This is a genomic window from Pelomonas baiyunensis, from assembly GCF_043555935.1.
Classification (GTDB): domain Bacteria; phylum Pseudomonadota; class Gammaproteobacteria; order Burkholderiales; family Burkholderiaceae_C; genus Pelomonas; species Pelomonas baiyunensis.
In genome coordinates this window covers 1,119,676-1,136,373 of sequence record NZ_JBIGIB010000001.1, presented here as the reverse complement: position 1 = coordinate 1,136,373, position 16,698 = coordinate 1,119,676, and the positions used below count along the sequence as shown (strand labels likewise).

The window sequence follows — 16,698 nt, the reverse complement described above, 5'->3', positions numbered from 1 at the left end:
GCGGTGGATCAAGAACGGTTGAGCTGGCTTTGCAGTTGCTGGATGCTTTCGCGCACCTCAGCCAACGCCCGGCTGGCCCGCACGGAACGCGCGGTGGCCTGGGCCAGCGCAGCGTCGGCCGTGGCTTCGTCAGCCAACTGGCGGGCTTGCACGTGATCGCCACGCGCCAGCGCCGCTTGGGCGCGAGCCAGCTTGTCGCGCGCCACGGCCAGCTCGGCCGGCGCATCGGCCGCATTGCCCGAGGCCTGATCGACCGCCGTGCGCGCCGCAGCCATCTGCTCCTTGGGTGGGTCGCCGGCCGTGGCGCAGGCGCTGAGCGTCAGAACAGCCGCGCCGAGCAGCAGTGCCCACGGGCCGCGCGAAGGGAAACGAAGTGGATGCATGGGAACTCCTGGGTTGTGGCCCGCATCGCCGCCGCCTGCACCCCAGGTCGGGTGAGCGGCGGGACACGGTGAACCCAGTATTCGCGGCGCACGGCCCCGCCCCTATCGGCCCGCAACGCAAGGGCCTGTGGGAGCCGCCCTACACCCGCGCCTGCCGGCGCAAGGCACTCAACCCGTCGACTGCCGGAAGGCCATCACGGCCTGGTTGCGCAAGGTGCGCAGCAGCGAGAGTTCCTTGTCCGCCAGCGCCACGGCATGGGCCTGCGCATGGTCGGCATAGATGAGCCCCAGAGGCGCGCCCTTCACCATCAAAGGCAGCACCAGAAAGCTTTGCGCCTGCAAATCGCCTTTGAACCACGCGGGCAGCCGGGCCGCGATGTTGGGCGCGCGGGCGTCCTGGATCAGGGTGTCCGCCCCCTTGAGGCACACGGCGCCGAACAGGTCGGGCGGCTGCAAGGTCAGGTCCACCCGCAGCAGCGGCGCCAGGCGCTCCACGTCACGCCCCACACCCAGCCGGCCGATCAGCGTCTGGCCGCGCGCGTCGCGCAGGGCAACGATGACGCGGCGGAAGCCCAGCGAGCGGTAGATGGTTTCCAGAATCATGCGCAGCACGGCATTGAGCTGGAAGTTCTCGACCATGGCGTCGGTGATGTCCTGCACCCCGGCCGCCAGCAACTCGGTGGCGCGCTCGGCCGGCGTGCTCGCGGTGGAGGCGTGCGTGCGGTCCAGCGCAAGCGTGGGCGTGAGTTCGTGCACCGTGAGCGAGTCGTCCGGTGCCGGCGTGAGCGGCAGCAGCAGGCGCTGCGCCCGCGAGTCCCGCGGCAGGTTCAGCTCCAGCGCCTCGATGATCTGCGTGAGTTGGCGGCGGGCGCTGTCCACCGCGTCTTCAAAGGCTTCGGCCGTCAGGCCCAGGGCCCGGGCATGGCGCTGGGCCATGGCGTGCAGCCGCGCATGCGCTTGCTCAGGCGGCGTTTCCAGCAGCAGGTCGGCCATGTCGTTGGACGCGCGCGCCAGCCAACGCTGGCGTTCAGCCCCCTCCTCCAGCGCGCGCTGCGGCACTTCACCGGCCGGACGGCACATCGAGCGCTGCAGCGCCTCGGGCAGCCCCCACTGGCGCGCCACGCCCAAGCCCAAGGCTTCGTAGCTCATGCCCAGCACGTGCACCGAGGCTGCTTCCTCCGGAACGCCCGGCTGCCCCGCTTCCGCCGGGCTCACCAGGCGTCGCACGGCCTCAGCCTCTTCCGGGAAGTAGAACTCCGTCAGCGAGCGCCCGAGGTGGTGGAACATGGCGCCGAGGAAGGCTTCCTCCGCCTCGCGAGGGTTGGGGCACAACTCGCGGGCCAGCGCTGCGGCCATGAGGGAGCGCAGGTACTCCTCGCGCAGCCGGCGGGCGTGGCTCTTGTTCTCCATGCGCTCCAGCAGCACCAGGCTCAGCGCGAGGTTGCGAATGCCCGCAAAGCCGATCAGCGCCACCGCCCGCGACACCGTGCTGATGCCGCCACCGCCCGCGTGACGGTACTGCACGGTGTTGACAACGCGCAGCAGCTTCTGCGTGAGCGCCACGTCCTTCAGGATTTCATTGGACAGCGAGGCCAGGCTCTCGCTCTCGGACTGCGTCAGCCGCTGGATGCGAACGATGGCGTCCGACAGCGCCGGGAAGTCGCTCTTGTGCCGCATGCGGCGCAGCAGGAAGTCCAGCACCGGCGCGTCCTGCGGGGCGTCCATCGTGGTGTCGGCCACTGGGCGCAGCCAGGCCGCCAGGGCCTCGCGCATCTGTGCTGCACTGGGCCAGCGCTCGGCCGCGTCACGCGCCAGGCCGCGCTGCACGATGGCCCGCAGCGCATCGTCCACGCTGGCGTCCAGGTCGGGCGGCAGGGTCAGGTCGGTGGTTTGCACCCGGCGCACGCTGCGCCAGGGGTCGACGTCGTGGTTCAAACGCCGGCCGCTCAGCATCTCGGCCAGGATCACCGCGGCCGCGAACACGTCCATCTGCGGATGCGGCGCCGCCCCCCGGGCCGCCTCGGGCGACAGGTAGCTGGGCGTGCCGACGATGCGCAGCGGCCCCTGCGCGTCGGTGGACATGCGCGCGGCAATGCCGAAGTCCATCACGCGCGGGCGGCCTTGGGCGTCGAGCAGGATGTTGCTGGGTTTGAGGTCGCGGTGCACCAGGCCGGCCGCGTGGGCCGCAGCCAAGCCGTCCAGGATGCCCAGCATCCAGGTCACCGCCTCGGCCGTGCTGGGCCGGGGCCCGCTGCGCAAGCGCTGGCTGAGCGTGCCGCCGCTGACGTACTCGAACACCAGGTAGGAGTGGCCCGCCTGCGTGTCGGCCTCGAACACCGGCACGATGTTCGGGTGGGTCAGCCGGCTGACGGCGCGGGCCTCGTGCAGCCATTGGTCCACGCTGCCGCCGTGGCCTTCGGTGTCGTCGGCCGACTGCGGCTTGAGCAGCTTGACCGCCACCTCGCGGTCCAGCAGCGGGTCATGCGCCAGCCAGACACTGGCCTGCGCGCCCTCCCCCAAGGGCTTGATCAAGCAGAAGCGGCCGAGTTCGGGGGGCAATGAATCGACCATGGATCAGGCTCAGGACCCGCTGCGGGCCGTCAAACGCTGGCGCAGCGACGCGCCAGCGGGGGCAGGCGTGGGCCCGGCGGAAGCCGTGGGCGCACCGGCACCGCCCGGCACCGGCCCGGTGGTAGCGCCCGGCGGGGCCGGCATCGGGGGCGGCGGCACCCGGCCGGTGGCGGCTTGCACGCGCGGCGCGGGCGCCGCGGCGTCGCGGCGCGTGCTGGGGTTCAAGGCCTCCATCACCTCGCGCAGGCCCAGGCCGAGCGCCTTGGCGTAGCGGCGCGTGGCCACTTCCACGCCCGCGCGGCGGCGCGCCTCGGGCAGGCCCAGCGCATCCACCAGTTCGTTGGCCAGGCTGCAGGTCAGGCGCAGGGTGTCGGCATCGGTGCGCGGGGTGTGCACCGGCGAGTCCAGCGGCTGCCGGCGAATCATCTGCAGCAGCTCGTCACCCAGCCCCCAGTGCCGCGCCACAGCCGCGCCCAGGCTGTCCAGATCACACCCCAGCACCGCGTAGGCCGCCGCCTGCTCGCTGAGCGAGGTGGGGTTGGGGTGGTCTTCCGTGGGTTCGGGCGGCAGCATCAGCTGGCGGATCTGCTGGGCGTCGTCCGGGAAGTGGTACTGCAACAGCAGGCGGCCGAGGTTTTGCATCACCGTGATCAGGTGAACCACCTCGCCGTCGTAGCCGGCCGGGCGGAGGTCTTGCGCCACCTCGGCGGCCTTGACCACGCGCGCCATCAGCTGGCGCAGCATCTCGGCTGCCACCGGCGCCAGCGGCCCGGGCCAGGGTTTGAGCGCGTTGGCGGCGAACTGCAAGCCGTTCAAGCCCAGCATCTGGATGGCGCGCTGCATGTTCAGCACCGTCTCGCCCGCATGCCCGGCCTGCTTGAGCGCCAGGTTCACGCGGCGCACCAGCTCCAGGCTGAGGGCCATGTCCTTGAGCACCAGCTCCGACAGCGCGCTGGTGTGCTGCGCCTCCAGGCCCGACCCCGCCGTCAGGCGATGCAGGCCGCTGGTGGTGCTGGGCAGGTGACCGCTGCGCTGCAGCTTGTCGAGCAACAGCACGATGGGGCCGCCGGCGTCATGCGCGGCCGCTTGGCGCCAGCCGTCCAGCGCCCGCCAGAAGCTGCGGGCCAGGTGGTAGCGCTGGCGCAGCTGACGGTCGGTCGCCCGGTTGCATATCGCGCGCAGCGGATCGGGAATCGGGTGCGGCGTTTCCCACCCAAGCCGCACCAGCTCGCGCCCGTTGGGTTGCATCTGGCGCACGACCTGCTGCAGGTCTCGCTCGTCCAGCACCAGCCGGCCACTGAGCAGACGGTTCAGGATGAGCCCCACGCACAGCACATCCTCTTCGGCCGACTCCCGCACCGCGCGGCGGGTCACGGTGTTGAAGTCCACCGTGGCCGGGAACACTTCCTGTGCCACTTCCAGGCCGATCAGCCGCACCTTGTCGTGGGCATCGATCAGGACGCTGCCGGTCTGCAGGTCGCGGTGGGCGTGGCCCGCTTCGTGCGCAAAGGCCAGGCCCTCCAGCAACTGCGCCACCCACCCGGCGGCGTCCAGCGGCAGCGGAGACGGCTGGCGGGCCAGGCGCTCGTCCAGCGTCTCGCCCAAAGCACGTTCATAGGCCACATAGGGCCAGCCCTCCACCTCGCCGATCTCGAACACCGGCGCCACCTGCGGGTGCTGCACCCGCTCGCTGCCCCGTGCCATGCGCAACCAATGCTCCAGCGCGGCCGGGCTGTTGGGCTTCTCGCGCGGCATGCACAGCACCATCTCCTGGCCATGGCGCGGGTCGGCCACGCGCCAGATCAGGCTGCGCGAACTTTTGGACAGCAACGCGCGCAGCTCGAAGCGGCCAAAGGATTTCAGCGAAGGTGCGGCGGTCGGTGCGTCAGACACGGCAGGGCAAGCGGGAGGTCGGCATCAAGGTGCCCGCATTGGACTCCAGCCTAGGGGTGCGCACCCCAAGGGCAAGCCCCGAAATGAGACGGATTTCCGCCCCCGCTCACTCGGCGCGCGCCGCCGCGTGCATGAACGCACGCCCGGAATCGACGGCTCTGCGGTGGATCCCCGGCGGCCCAGCAGGGGCGCTACGGGGCGTCAGCGGCGGTTCAACCGCCCGTCAGCTGCCCCCACACCTTCTCCAGCCGTTTCACGCTGACCGGCTGCGGCGTGCGCAGCTCTTGCGCAAAGAGGCTCACCCGCAGTTCCTCCAGCTGCCAGCGGAAGTCGTCCAGCCGGCTGTCCTTCACGCCCTTGAGCTCCGCCAGGCGCCGCGTGTAGCGCTGCTCCAGCGGCTTGACCTCGCTCATCAGCTTGGTGTCCCGGGCGGCATCGGCACGCAGTTTGTCCAGCCGGGCCGTGACGGCCTTGAGGTAGCGCGGCAGGTGCTGCAGCTGGCCCCAGGGCGTGTCCAGCGCGAAGCGCTTCGGCACCAGGCGCTGAAGCTGGGCGGCGATGTCGTCCGACACTTCCTTGGCCGGGCGCGAGTCCTTGAGCTTGCGGCTGGCGTTGGCCAGTTCCTGCAGCACGGCGTGCACCGCGCGGGCCACTTCCTGCGCGATCAGGTTGAGCCGGCTGCGGCCTTCTTCGATGCGCTTCTTGAAGCTGATCGGGTCGGTGGGCAGCGGGTCGCCCAGGAAGGCGCGGTCCAGCGCCACGCCGATGATCTGGTCGCGCAGTTCCTCGGCCGTGCCCAGGCCCATGAACAGCACCGACATGCGCTGCAGGTCGGGGATGTTCTTTTCCAGAAACTTCAGCGGCTCCTTGAGCTGCAGCGCCACCAGGCGGCGCAGGCCGGCGCGGTGCTTGGCGGCGGCCACTTCCGGCTCGTCGAACACCTCGATCTCGACATGGGCGCCCTTGTCGATCAACGCCGGGAAGCCGATCAGCGTCTGGCCACCCTTGCGCACTTCCAGCAGCTCGGGCAATTCGCCAAAGGTCCAGTCGGTGTAGGCCTGGGTGGCGTCACGCGCCGGCTCGGGCTTCTTGACGATCTCAGCCCGCACGCCCTTGCCCGCCACCGGGGCCGGCGCCGGCTTGGGCGCCTCGGCCGCCGGCAACTTGAGGGCGGCCAGCGCCTGGAAGGCCGAGCGCGCCTGCCCACCCAACTCCGCCTTCAGCGCCGCCAGTTGCCGCCCCTGGCCCAGCTGGCGGCCATGCTCGTCCACCACGCGGAAGTTCATGAACAGATGGGCGGGCAGCTGCTCCAGCTTGAAGTCGTTGCGCTGCACGGCCAGTTGGGTGCGCTCCTTCACGGCCTTGAGCAGCACGTCCACCAAGCCGCCCTGCGCGAACGCGTTCAGCTCGATGAACTCGGCCACGAAGTCCGGCAGCGGCGTGAGGCGAGCACGCGGCTTTTGGTGCAGGCTTTTCAGCAGCGCCGTCACCTTTTGAGCCAGCATGCCGGGCACCAACCACTCCGCGCGCTCGTCGCTGACCTGGTTGAGCGCAAAGATGGGCACGGTCACGGTCAGGCCGTCGCGCGCATCGCCAGGCTGGTGCAAGTAGTTCGCCGCGCAGTCCACGCCGCCCAGGCGGATGACCTTGGGGAAGGCTTCGCTGGTGACGCCCGCCGCCTCGTGGCGCATCAGCTCGTCCTGGCTGAGCTGCAGCAGCTTGTCGTTGGCTTTGCTGGCCTCCCGCCACCACTTCAACAGCGTGGCGCCTGAAAAGACGTGCGCCGGCAGCTTGTCGTCGTAGAAGGCGTAGATGAGTTCGTCGTCCACCAGCACGTCCTGGCGGCGGGACTTGTGCTCCAGCGCTTCCACCTTGGCGATCTGACGCCGGTTGTGGCCGATGAAGGGCAGCTGCTTGACCAGGTCTTCCGGCAGTTCGTCGTTGACCAGGCCCTCGCGGATGAAGATCTCACGCGCCGTCTTGGCGTCCACGCGGCCGAAGTTCACCCGTTTGCCGCTGTACAGCACGATGCCGTAGAGCGTGGCCCGCTCCAGCGCCACCACCTCGGCCGCCTTCTTCTCCCAGTGCGGTTCCAGCAGCTGGGTCTTGATCAGGTGGCCGGCAATCGGCGGCAGCCATTGCGGCTCGATGTTGGCCAGGCCCCGGCCGTACAGCCGCGAGGTGTCCACCAGTTCGGCCGCGACGATCCAGCGGCCCGGCTTCTTGCTCAGGTGCGCGCCCGGGTGGCGGTAGAACTTGATGCCGCGCGCGCCGAGGTACCAGTCCTCGTCGTCGCTCTTCTGGCCGATGTTGCCCAGCAGACCGGCAAGCATCGACAGGTGCACCTGCTCGTAGGTGGCCGGGCTCTGGTTCAGCCGCCAGCCGTGCTCGGTGACGACGGTGTGCAGCTGAGAGTGCACATCCCGCCACTCGCGCACCCGGCGCGGGCTGACGAAGTTCTCGCGCAACAGCGCCTCGTGCTTGCGGTGGGACAGCTTGTGCTCGCCCTCGCCACCTTTCGAGTCACCCAGCCATTTCCACAGCTTCAAATAGCCCATGAACTCCGACTTCTCGTCGTCGAACTTCTTGTGCTTTTCGTCGGCGGTCTGGGCGGCTTCCTGCGGTCGGTCGCGCACATCCTGGCCGCTGAGGGCCGACGCGATGACCAGCACCTCCGTCAGCGCATCCCGCGTGCGGGCTTCCAAAATCATGCGGCCCACGCGCGGGTCCAGCGGCAGGCGCGACAACTCTCTGCCGAGCGGGGTCAGCTCGTTGGCATCGTCCGTCGCCCCCAACTCGTTGAGCAGTTGGTAGCCGTCGGCAATCGCCTTCGGTCGCGGTGCCTCCAGGAACGGAAAGCGCTCCACGTCCCCCAGGTGCAGCGACTTCATGCGCAGGATGACGCCGGCCAGGCTCGACCGCAGGATTTCCGGGTCGGTGAACTTGGGCCGCTCGTTGAATTCCTTCTCGGAATACAGCCGCACGCAGATGCCGTTGCTCACCCGCCCGCAGCGGCCCGCCCGCTGGTTGGCCGCCGCCTGGCTGATGTTCTCGATCAGCAACTGCTCGACCTTGTTGCGGTAGCTGTAGCGCTTGACGCGCGCGAGGCCCGGGTCGATGACGTAGCGGATGCCGGGCACGGTCAGCGAGGTCTCGGCCACGTTGGTCGCCAGCACGATGCGGCGCGCACCGTGGGGCTCGAACACCTTGTTCTGCTCGGCCTCGGACAGGCGCGAGAACAGCGGCAGGATGTCCACGCCCGGCGGGTGGTGCTTGCGAAGTGCCTCAGCCGCCTCGCGGATCTCCCGCTCGCCGGGCAGGAACACCAGCACATCCCCCCCACCCTCGCGCCAGAGTTCGTCCACGGCATCGCAGATGGCGTTGTTCAGGTCGTACTCGCGGCTCTCCTCGAACGGGCGGTAGCGCTGCTCGACGGGGAACAGCCGGCCGCTGACCATCAGCACCGGCGCCGGGCCCTTGGCACTCTCGAAGTGCTTGGCAAAGCGCTCGGCGTCGATGGTGGCCGAGGTGACGATGACCTTCAGGTCCGGCCGGCGCGGCAGCAGCTCGCGCAGATAGCCGAGCAGGAAGTCGATGTTGAGACTGCGCTCGTGGGCCTCGTCGATGATCAGCGTGTCGTAGGCCTTCAGCAGCGGATCGCTCTGCGTCTCGGCCAGCAGGATGCCGTCGGTCATCAGCTTGACCGAGGCGCCTTTGGAGAGGCGATCCTGGAAGCGGACCTTGTAGCCCACCACGTCGCCCAGCGGCGTCTTCAGCTCCTCGGCAATGCGCTTGGCCACGCTGCTGGCGGCAATCCGCCGCGGCTGGGTGTGGCCGATCAGGCCGCCCCCGTTGACCCGGCCACGGCCCATGGCCAGCGCGATCTTGGGCAGCTGGGTGGTCTTGCCCGAGCCGGTCTCACCGCAGACGATGACGACCTGGTGCTCGGCCATCGCCTGCATGATCTCGTCACGACGCGCGCTGACCGGCAGCGATTCGGGGAAGGAAATGGAAAGAGCCGGCGCTGGAGACCGGCTCTCGAGGTTTTGGGAACTCATTGCCGCGCCATTGTCCCGCAGGCCCGAGAATCTCGTCCCATGAGCGGTCTCGTCTTCCCACACACCTTCGTGCCCTGGTTTCGGTCGGTGGCGCCTTACATCCACGCCTACCGTGGCGAGACCTTCGTCGTGGGCATGCCGGGCGAGCTCGTGGCCGCCGGCAAGCTGAATAACTTCGTGCAAGACCTGGCCATCTTGCACGCCATGGGCATCAAGATCGTGCTGGTGCACGGTTTCCGTCCGCAGGTGAACGAGCAACTGGCCGCCAAAGGCCAGGTGCCCCGCTACAGCCACGGGCGCCGCATCACCGACGCCGTGGCGCTGGATTGCGCCCAGGAAGCCGCCGGCCAGCTGCGCTTTGAAATCGAGGCTGCGTTCAGCCAGGGCCTGCCCAACACCCCCATGGCCAATGCCACGGTGCGGGTGGTGTCGGGCAATTTCCTGACCGCCCGCCCCGTGGGCATCGTCGACGGGGTGGATTTCCAACACTCCGGCCTGGTGCGAAAGGTGGATGGCGCGGCCATCCAGCGTGCGATCGACATCGGCGCCATCGTGCTGCTGTCGCCGTTTGGGTTTTCACCCACCGGCGAAGCGTTCAATTTGTCGATGGAAGACGTCGCCACCTCGACCGCGATTGCGCTTCAGGCCGACAAACTGCTGTTTGTCTGCGAAGTGCCCGGCGTGCCGGAAAACCCCGGCGACCCCGAAAGCCCAATCGACACGGAATTGGCGCTGGCCGACGCCGATCGCATGCTGGCCGATGCCAGCCCGACGCCGGAACCACACGACGTCACCTTTTATTTGCGCCATTGCGCCGAAGCCTGCCGCGCCGGGGTGGAGCGCTCGCACATCATTCCGTTTTCGGTGGATGGCGCGCTGCTGCAAGAGGTGTATACCCACGACGGCATCGGCACCATGGTGGTCGATGAAAAGCTGGAAAGCCTGCGCGAAGCCAGCGCCGACGATGTGGCCGGCATCATCCAATTGATCGAACCCTTCGAGCGCGATGGCACGCTGGTCAAACGCAGCCGCACGGAAATCGAACGTGACGCCGAGCTCTACACGGTCATCGAACACGACGGCGTGATATTCGGCTGCGCGGCCTTGTATCCGTATGTTGAAGCGCGCACCGCGGAAATGGCGGCGCTGACGGTTTCATCTGAAGTTCAAGGCCAGGGCGACGGCGACCGCCTGCTCAAACGAATCGAACAACGGGCCAAAGCCATGGGTCTGGACAGCATCTTCGTGCTGACCACCCGCACCATGCACTGGTTCATCAAACGCGGCTTCCAGCAGGTCGACCCCGAATGGCTGCCCGAGGAGCGCAAGCGCAAATACAACTGGGACCGGCGCTCGCTGGTGCTGGTCAAGAAATTCAACTAAGCCCCGAAGCCCTTCCGCAAGGCTTGCCATAGCAGGCGCCGCTACAGTGCGCGCCGTTTCACCTTTCACGTCTCAGGAGTTCCCCATGTCCCGCACCGTCCAATGCGCCTATCTGAAGAAGGAAGCCGAAGGGCTGGACTTCCCGCCCTACCCCGTGCACACCGAACTCGGCAAGAAGGTTTGGGAAAACGTGAGCAAGGAAGCCTGGGCCGCCTGGATGAAGCATCAGACCATGCTCGTCAATGAAAACCGGCTGAATCTGGCCGACCTGCGGGCCCGCCAATACCTGATGCGTCAGGCGGACCAATTCTTCTTCGGCACTGGCGCCGAGGCCGTGGCTGGATACGTGCCGCCGACGAATTGATTTCATCTCCGCCCAACGCAACACTGGGCGCCAACAAATGCCCCGCCACCGCCTGCCGGTGGCGGGGCATTCTTTTGCCTGACACCCCCCAACAGGGCACAGAAACCCCACACGGGTTTACCTTAGCCATCACATACCCGTCGCCCTCAGCCGACAAAATCTCTTGCGGGATTTTGATGATCGCGTTTTAATTCGCCCACGGAGATATTGGCGAGCACGCTCGCCTCCCGCTCCGAGGCCGCAAGCCCAAGCATTGCGGCCTCATCGGCCAAATCGCAAGAGGAATAGCAGCATGTCCAGTCTCAAGGAACTTCTGGCCCAGCGCGCCGCGCTGGATGAGCAGATCAGCCAAACCAAGGAGCGCGAGCGCAGCGAAGCCGTGGCCAAGGTTAAATCCTTGATGACGGAATATGGCCTGACCATGGCTGACCTCACCATGCGTGCGCCCAAGCCTGCGAAGGTTTCGAAGGTGGCCGCCAAATATCGCAACGCCGCCACGGGCGAAACCTGGAGCGGGCGCGGCCTGCAGCCGAAGTGGCTGAAGGCCGCCATCGCCGGTGGCGCGCAGCTGAGCGACTTCGCCGTCTGACATCAGTGGCGCAGCCGCACGGGCTGCGCTGCCAATGGGGGTTGTCGCCTCAATCGGGCACATGACAAGCACCCACTCAAGGGGCCATCTAGGGGATGGCCCTTTTCATTGGAGCAGGCGCCGCGCCTAAACTGCGGCATGGCTTTCGCTAAACGTCTTGTTGCTGGGATGCCCGAATCTTTTCGGCCCAAGTCAGCAGCATCGATATTCATCTCGCGCCAACCTGGCGCCATGAATGGGGCGTGAAACCATGGATCTGCATTCCGGCGCTTCGGACACCGCTCCCCCAAGCCAAGGCTCTGATCTGAGCCTGCAGGCGCCCCCCACCACGCAGCTGCCGCCCGGGCCTCGCCGCATCCGTCGCAGCGCCTGGCGCCAGCTGCATCGGGTGGTGCGTGCCGGCATCGCGGGCTCCGCGGGCGCGTTGGTTGTAGCCTTGAGCCTGCTCGCGCCGCGTCTGCCCGCCGCGCTGCAACTGCCCCAACCCGCGGGCAGCTACGCCGCGCAAGACCTGCTGGTGCCCGGGCTTGTTGCCGCGCTCGGCTTGATGACCTTGTGGCGCCTGTCCACCTGGATGCTGCCGCTGGTGATGGGCACCTTGCTGCTCGGCTGTGGCCTGCCTTTGTTGCTGGCGGCATCCGACACGCCAGCCCGCATCCTGACCTCACCTTTGTTGGCCATCCTGTGCCTGCCCGTGGTGGCGCTGGCGCTGCATCGCACCTGGTTGCGTCGCTTGGGATTGACCGGCCGCCTGGCGAATTGGCGTGAAGTGGGCGTGTTCGCCGCGCTGGCCGGGGTGCTTGCCCCCGCCTTGGTGACCTTGGTGCTGACCGCCACCGGCACCCTGGCTGGCACGGGTTGGGCCGCGGCCTTCAGTGCATCGCTGCCTATGGCGGGCGCGTTCTGCTTGGCGCTCTTGGCCGCCGGCACCGCGATGCAGGCCAGCATTCAGCGCCCGCGCCGCGGCAGCCGTCGCCTGGGCCGCGCACTGGCGCTGGCGGCGCTGGGCGCTCAAGCTGTTCTGTCATGGCGCTCGGGCTCCAGCAACTGGCTGCTGCTGCCCCACCTGTTGCTGGCCATGCACGCACTGCAGGCGTCGCCGCGCTCCAACGCCAACCTGAGCTGCGTGTTGCTGGCGCTGTGGGCCCTGGGAGCGCAGCCCAGCACCCCCGCCTTCCTGGCCGGCGCCGCCCTGGCGGGCCTGCCGCTGCTCATCGCCGGACTGAGCCAGCAGCACTTCCGCGACCGCGACGGCTGGCGCAGTGCGCTGGATGCCCAAGGGCTCGCGCTGGCGGAATGGCGCCTGCCCGAAGGGCGCCGGCATGCCTCGGCACGGTGGGTGGCGCTGACCACGCCGCTGGACGGCTCCGCTGGCGGCTCGGGCCCGCTGGACTGGTTGCGCTTGGCCCACCCGCGCGACCGCGACGGCATTCGCCGCGCCTTGCGCGATCTGCTGGCCGACCCCGAACGCAACCACCTCAGCGTGTCACTGCGCCTGGCCGCCGACGGTGGCGACTGGCGTTGGCACGAGCTGCAGGCCCATGTGCCCGTGCGTGACCGCGACGGCAAAGCCGGCGGCCTGATCGCATCCCTGGCCGACGTCAGTTGGCGCCACACCGCGCAAGAACGCGAACGCATGTCCGCCACGCTGTTCCAGCAAGCCAGCGAAGGCCTGGCTGTGGTGGACACGCAGTGGCGCATCGTGGAGGTGAACCCGGCGTACTGCGACATCGTCCATGCGTCCCGCGAATCCTTGATCGGCCGCGTGGCCGCGCCCCTGAGCCTGTCCAACCTCCAGCGCAGTGGGCTGGAGCCGATTGCCTTGCTGTCGGAACTGAACGCCGGCCGCAGCTGGGCGGGGCAACTGCAAACCGAACTCAGCGACGGCGGCAAGCATGTGTTTGCCGCCAAGCTGAGCCCGGTCGCCGAGCCCGACGGCGTGACGCCGCGTTGGCGGGTGTTGAGCCTGACGGACTTGGGTGAATCCCTGCGCCAGCAGGAATTGCTACGCCGGCGGATGCGCTATGACTTGGCCACCGGGCTGCCCAACCGGGACGAGTTCATGCGCCTGCTGCAACAGGCCATGGCCGCCGCCACGCGGGACGGCTTCCAGTTGGTCGTGGCGGTCATCGACCTCGACGACTTTGCCAAGGTCAACACCGAGCACGGGCCCGTCGTGGCTGACGCCGCGCTGTTGCAACTCAGCACGCGCTTGAAATCGGCGCTTCGCGGGGCGCGGGGCGCCTCGCCGGACACGGCCGATCAACTCGCGCGGCTGCATGGCGACGAGTTCGCGGTCGTCATGCGCGCCCAGACCCCAGAGGAAGCCCAACGCGGCGTCGAACGCCTGCTGGCGGTGCTGGGTACGCCCGTTGCCGTGCGGGGCAGCCGTGCCGGCGCTAGCCTGGCGCTGGAAATCGGCGCCAGCGTGGGCGCAACCGTCTATCCGCGGGACGACGCCGACCCGGAAACGCTCTTGCGCCACGCAGGCCACGCCCTGTACCGCGCCAAGCACGCCGGCCGCAGCCGAGTCCAGTTTCACGACCCCAACCTGGATCAGCGCGACGAAGCGTCCCTCATCGCGCTGGCCCGGCTCCAGAAGGCGCTGGACGCGGGCGAACTGGTGCTGCACTACCAACCTCACGTGGACCTGCGCACCGGACAGGTCATGGGCGTGGAAGCGCTGCTGCGCTGGCAGCACCCAGACCGCGGCCTGCTGGCGCCAGCGCATTTCCTGCCGCTGATCGAAACCACGGGCTTGGCCGTGCAGCTGGGCGACTGGGTCATTGAACAGGCACTGCAGCAAGCCGCGCTGTGGCGGCAAGAAGGCATTCGCGGCGGCACCGGGTTGCCGGTCAGCGTCAACGTGGGCGCCCGGCAGCTGAATCAACCGGACTTCCCGCAGCGCCTGCAGGAACTGCTGCAGCGCCAGCCCGCCGAGGTGGCGTCGCTGCTGCACCTGGATGTGCTGGAAGCCGACGCCTTGGCCGAGACCGAAGCCACCCAGGCCTTGATCCAACGCTGCCTCACGCTGGGCATGACCATCGCGCTGGACGACTTCGGCGCCGGTTACACCCACCTCGCCTCCTTGAAGCGGCTGCCGGTGGACACCCTGAAACTGGACCGCAGCTATGTGCAAGGCATGCTGGGCGACGCACAGGACCTCTCCTTGGTGGAGAGCGTGATTGCGTTGGGCCGCAACCTCGGCTGCGCCGTGCTGGCCAAGGGGGTGGAAAGTCGCGCACACGCCCGCGAGCTGCTGCGCATCGGCTGCCGCTACGGCCAGGGCAATGGCATTGCCGCCGCCATGCCGCCGGCGGCCTTGGCCGACTGGATGCGCAGCTTCGCCGCCAGCGACTGGACGCAACAGGTCAAGGGCGGCACCCAGCTGCCTCTTTAAACTCGAGGGGTGATTCCCCAAGGCTTCATCCAGGATTTGCTGGCCCGCGTCGACATCGTCGACGTGGTGGGCCGTCACGTGGACCTGAAAAAGGCCGGCATCAACCACAAAGGTTTGTGTCCGTTCCACGGCGAAAAATCGCCGAGCTTCATCGTCAGCCCCAGCCGACAGACCTATCACTGCTTCGGCTGCGGCGTGCACGGCAACGCCATCGGTTTCCTGATGGAGCACACGGCGGCCACCTTCGTCGAAGCCGTGGAAGACCTGGCGCAACAGGTCGGCATGGTCGTGCCGCAAGATGAACGCAGCCCGGAGCAACGGGAGAAAGCGAAGGCCGAGAAGGCACGCCAGCAAAGCCTGACTGACGTGCTGGCCCGCGCCTCTGATTTTTACAAAGCACAACTGCGCAAGTCCGAGCGCGCGGTGACCTACCTGAAGGGCCGCGGCCTGACCGGGCAGATCGCCGCCCGCTTCGGCCTGGGCTATGCGCCGGAAGGCTGGCGGTCGCTCGCCAGCGGCTTTCCGAGCTATGACGACCCGCAGCTGGTGGAAAGCGGCCTGGTGATCACGCCCGAAGCTGAGCCAGGGCAGGACGCCAAACGCTACGACCGCTTCCGCGATCGCATCATGTTCCCCATCCGGAACGTGCAGGGCGAGGTCATCGGCTTCGGCGGCCGAGTGCTGGACAAAGGCGAACCCAAATACCTGAATTCGCCAGAGACCCCCGTCTTCCACAAAGGCAAGGAGCTGTACGGCCTGTACGAAGGCCGGCAGGCCATGCGCCAGCGCGGCTATGCCTTGGTCGTGGAGGGTTACATGGATGTCGTCGCGCTGGCCCAGCACAACTTCGGCAATGCCGTGGCCACGCTCGGCACGGCTTGCACGGCCGACCACGTGCACAAGCTGTTCCGCTTCACCGAATCCGTTGTGTTCAGCTTCGACGGGGACGCCGCAGGCCGCCGCGCCGCCGTGCGGGCGCTGGAGGCGGCCCTGCCACACGCCACCGAGACCCGCACCGTCCGGTTCCTGTTCCTGCCGCCCGAGCACGACCCGGACTCCTACGTGCGCGACCTGGGCAGTGATGCATTTGAGCGCTGCGTCGAGGGCGCCATCCCGCTGTCGCGACAGCTGTCCAACGTGGCCGCCGACGGGTGCGATCTGGGCACGCCCGAAGGTCGGGCCCGCATGCTCAAGCAGGCCCACCCGTTGTGGAATTTGCTGCCTGACGGGCTGCTGCGCCGGCAGTTGCTCGGCGACCTGGCCCGGCAGGGCCAGATGCCGGAGGCCGAATTGCAAGCGCTGTGGCTGGGCGCGCCGGTCGTGTCGCAGGACGAGGCTGCACCGGCCCATGCAGCCAGCGCCGAAAAACCCCGCTGGCAGCCCAAGGGGGAATGGAAACCCAAGGGCGAGTGGAAGCCCAAGGGGGAATGGAAAGGCAAGCGTCGTGGCGAAGAAGAACGCCCGGCAGGCCCTCGCGCCGCCCCTTCCACACCCACCGACAACGCGGTGCGCCTGCTGCTTCAACATAGCGAACTCTGGGACAGCCTGACCGACGAAGACCGCGCGCTGCTTCACGACCTGCCGGGCTCGCATGGGGAGCTGATCCATTGGCTGGAGCGCCACCTCACCCACCACGGCGCCGGGCCCTGGGCGGTCGTCCAGGCTGGATTGACCGCTGACGGCCTGGGCGACTTGGCGCAGCGTCTCGTGCGGCCGTCGCAAGAGTTGGGCATCGAGGAACTCGACCCCGCGGGCGACCTCCGGCACGCGCTGGCGGAACTGCATGCCCGTGCGCCGGCAGCCTTGCCAGGTGGCGTGGGCGCCACTGACGACGACCGCCGCCGGGCGCTGGAGGCGCTGGCCCGCCTGCGCGAGCGGCATGGCATCCTGAATACCCCCGCCTCCGGAAAGCCAAATCAGGGTTAGCCCTGTCACGCTTTTGCAATTCGGCGATTTGTCGCTGATAATCTTGCGTTTTCCGCGCGCGTCAACAAGAGTGACGGCAGAGAAATGCCGGACCCCGGCCGCCCAGCGACACTGGGTAACCCAACGGGATG

At 68.4% G+C, this 16,698-nt stretch carries 9 protein-coding genes; 5 read left to right on the top strand and 4 right to left on the bottom strand.

Going from position 1 to position 16,698, the window contains the following annotated elements:
• Positions 1–8: 8 nt before the first annotated feature.
• From ACG01O_RS05065 to hrpA, 4 genes are all read right to left on the bottom strand, one after another.
• Positions 9–383 carry a DUF4398 domain-containing protein gene (locus ACG01O_RS05065; RefSeq protein WP_394381961.1) on the bottom strand — a complete coding sequence of 125 codons (375 nt, stop codon included), beginning with the start codon at positions 381–383 and terminating at the stop codon, positions 9–11.
• A gap of 168 nt (positions 384–551) precedes the next feature.
• Positions 552–2,954 (bottom strand): protein kinase domain-containing protein, encoded by a 2,403-nt coding sequence (locus ACG01O_RS05060; protein WP_394381959.1) that lies wholly within the window; start codon positions 2,952–2,954, stop codon positions 552–554.
• Positions 2,955–2,963: 9 nt separating this feature from the next.
• Complete coding sequence (locus ACG01O_RS05055; protein WP_394381957.1) at positions 2,964–4,847, bottom strand: serine/threonine protein kinase; 1,884 nt, start codon at positions 4,845–4,847, stop codon at positions 2,964–2,966.
• A gap of 212 nt (positions 4,848–5,059) precedes the next feature.
• Positions 5,060–8,905, bottom strand: a complete 3,846-nt coding sequence (hrpA, locus tag ACG01O_RS05050; protein WP_394381955.1) for an ATP-dependent RNA helicase HrpA — start codon at positions 8,903–8,905, stop codon at positions 5,060–5,062.
• Between the two features lie 39 nt (positions 8,906–8,944).
• Here hrpA and argA point away from each other — a divergent pair, with 39 nt between their 5' ends.
• The 5 genes from argA to dnaG all read left to right on the top strand — a co-directional run bounded on the left by argA (position 8,945) and on the right by dnaG (position 16,567).
• The gene (gene argA, locus ACG01O_RS05045) at positions 8,945–10,288 is read left to right on the top strand and encodes an amino-acid N-acetyltransferase (RefSeq protein WP_394381953.1); all 1,344 of its coding nucleotides are present in this window, start codon (positions 8,945–8,947) and stop codon (positions 10,286–10,288) included.
• Positions 10,289–10,373: 85 nt separating this feature from the next.
• Positions 10,374–10,652 (top strand): oxidative damage protection protein, encoded by a 279-nt coding sequence (locus tag ACG01O_RS05040; RefSeq protein WP_394381951.1) that lies wholly within the window; start codon positions 10,374–10,376, stop codon positions 10,650–10,652.
• A 292-nt stretch (positions 10,653–10,944) separates the two neighbouring features.
• Positions 10,945–11,241 (top strand): H-NS histone family protein, encoded by a 297-nt coding sequence (locus tag ACG01O_RS05035; protein ID WP_394381950.1) that lies wholly within the window; start codon positions 10,945–10,947, stop codon positions 11,239–11,241.
• A 250-nt stretch (positions 11,242–11,491) separates the two neighbouring features.
• Positions 11,492–14,641 carry a putative bifunctional diguanylate cyclase/phosphodiesterase gene (locus tag ACG01O_RS05030; RefSeq protein ID WP_394381948.1) on the top strand — a complete coding sequence of 1,050 codons (3,150 nt, stop codon included), beginning with the start codon at positions 11,492–11,494 and terminating at the stop codon, positions 14,639–14,641.
• A 9-nt stretch (positions 14,642–14,650) separates the two neighbouring features.
• Positions 14,651–16,567: a DNA primase gene (dnaG, locus tag ACG01O_RS05025; protein ID WP_394381947.1), complete on the top strand. Its 1,917-nt coding sequence runs from the start codon at positions 14,651–14,653 to the stop codon at positions 16,565–16,567.
• Positions 16,568–16,698: the final 131 nt, after the last annotated feature.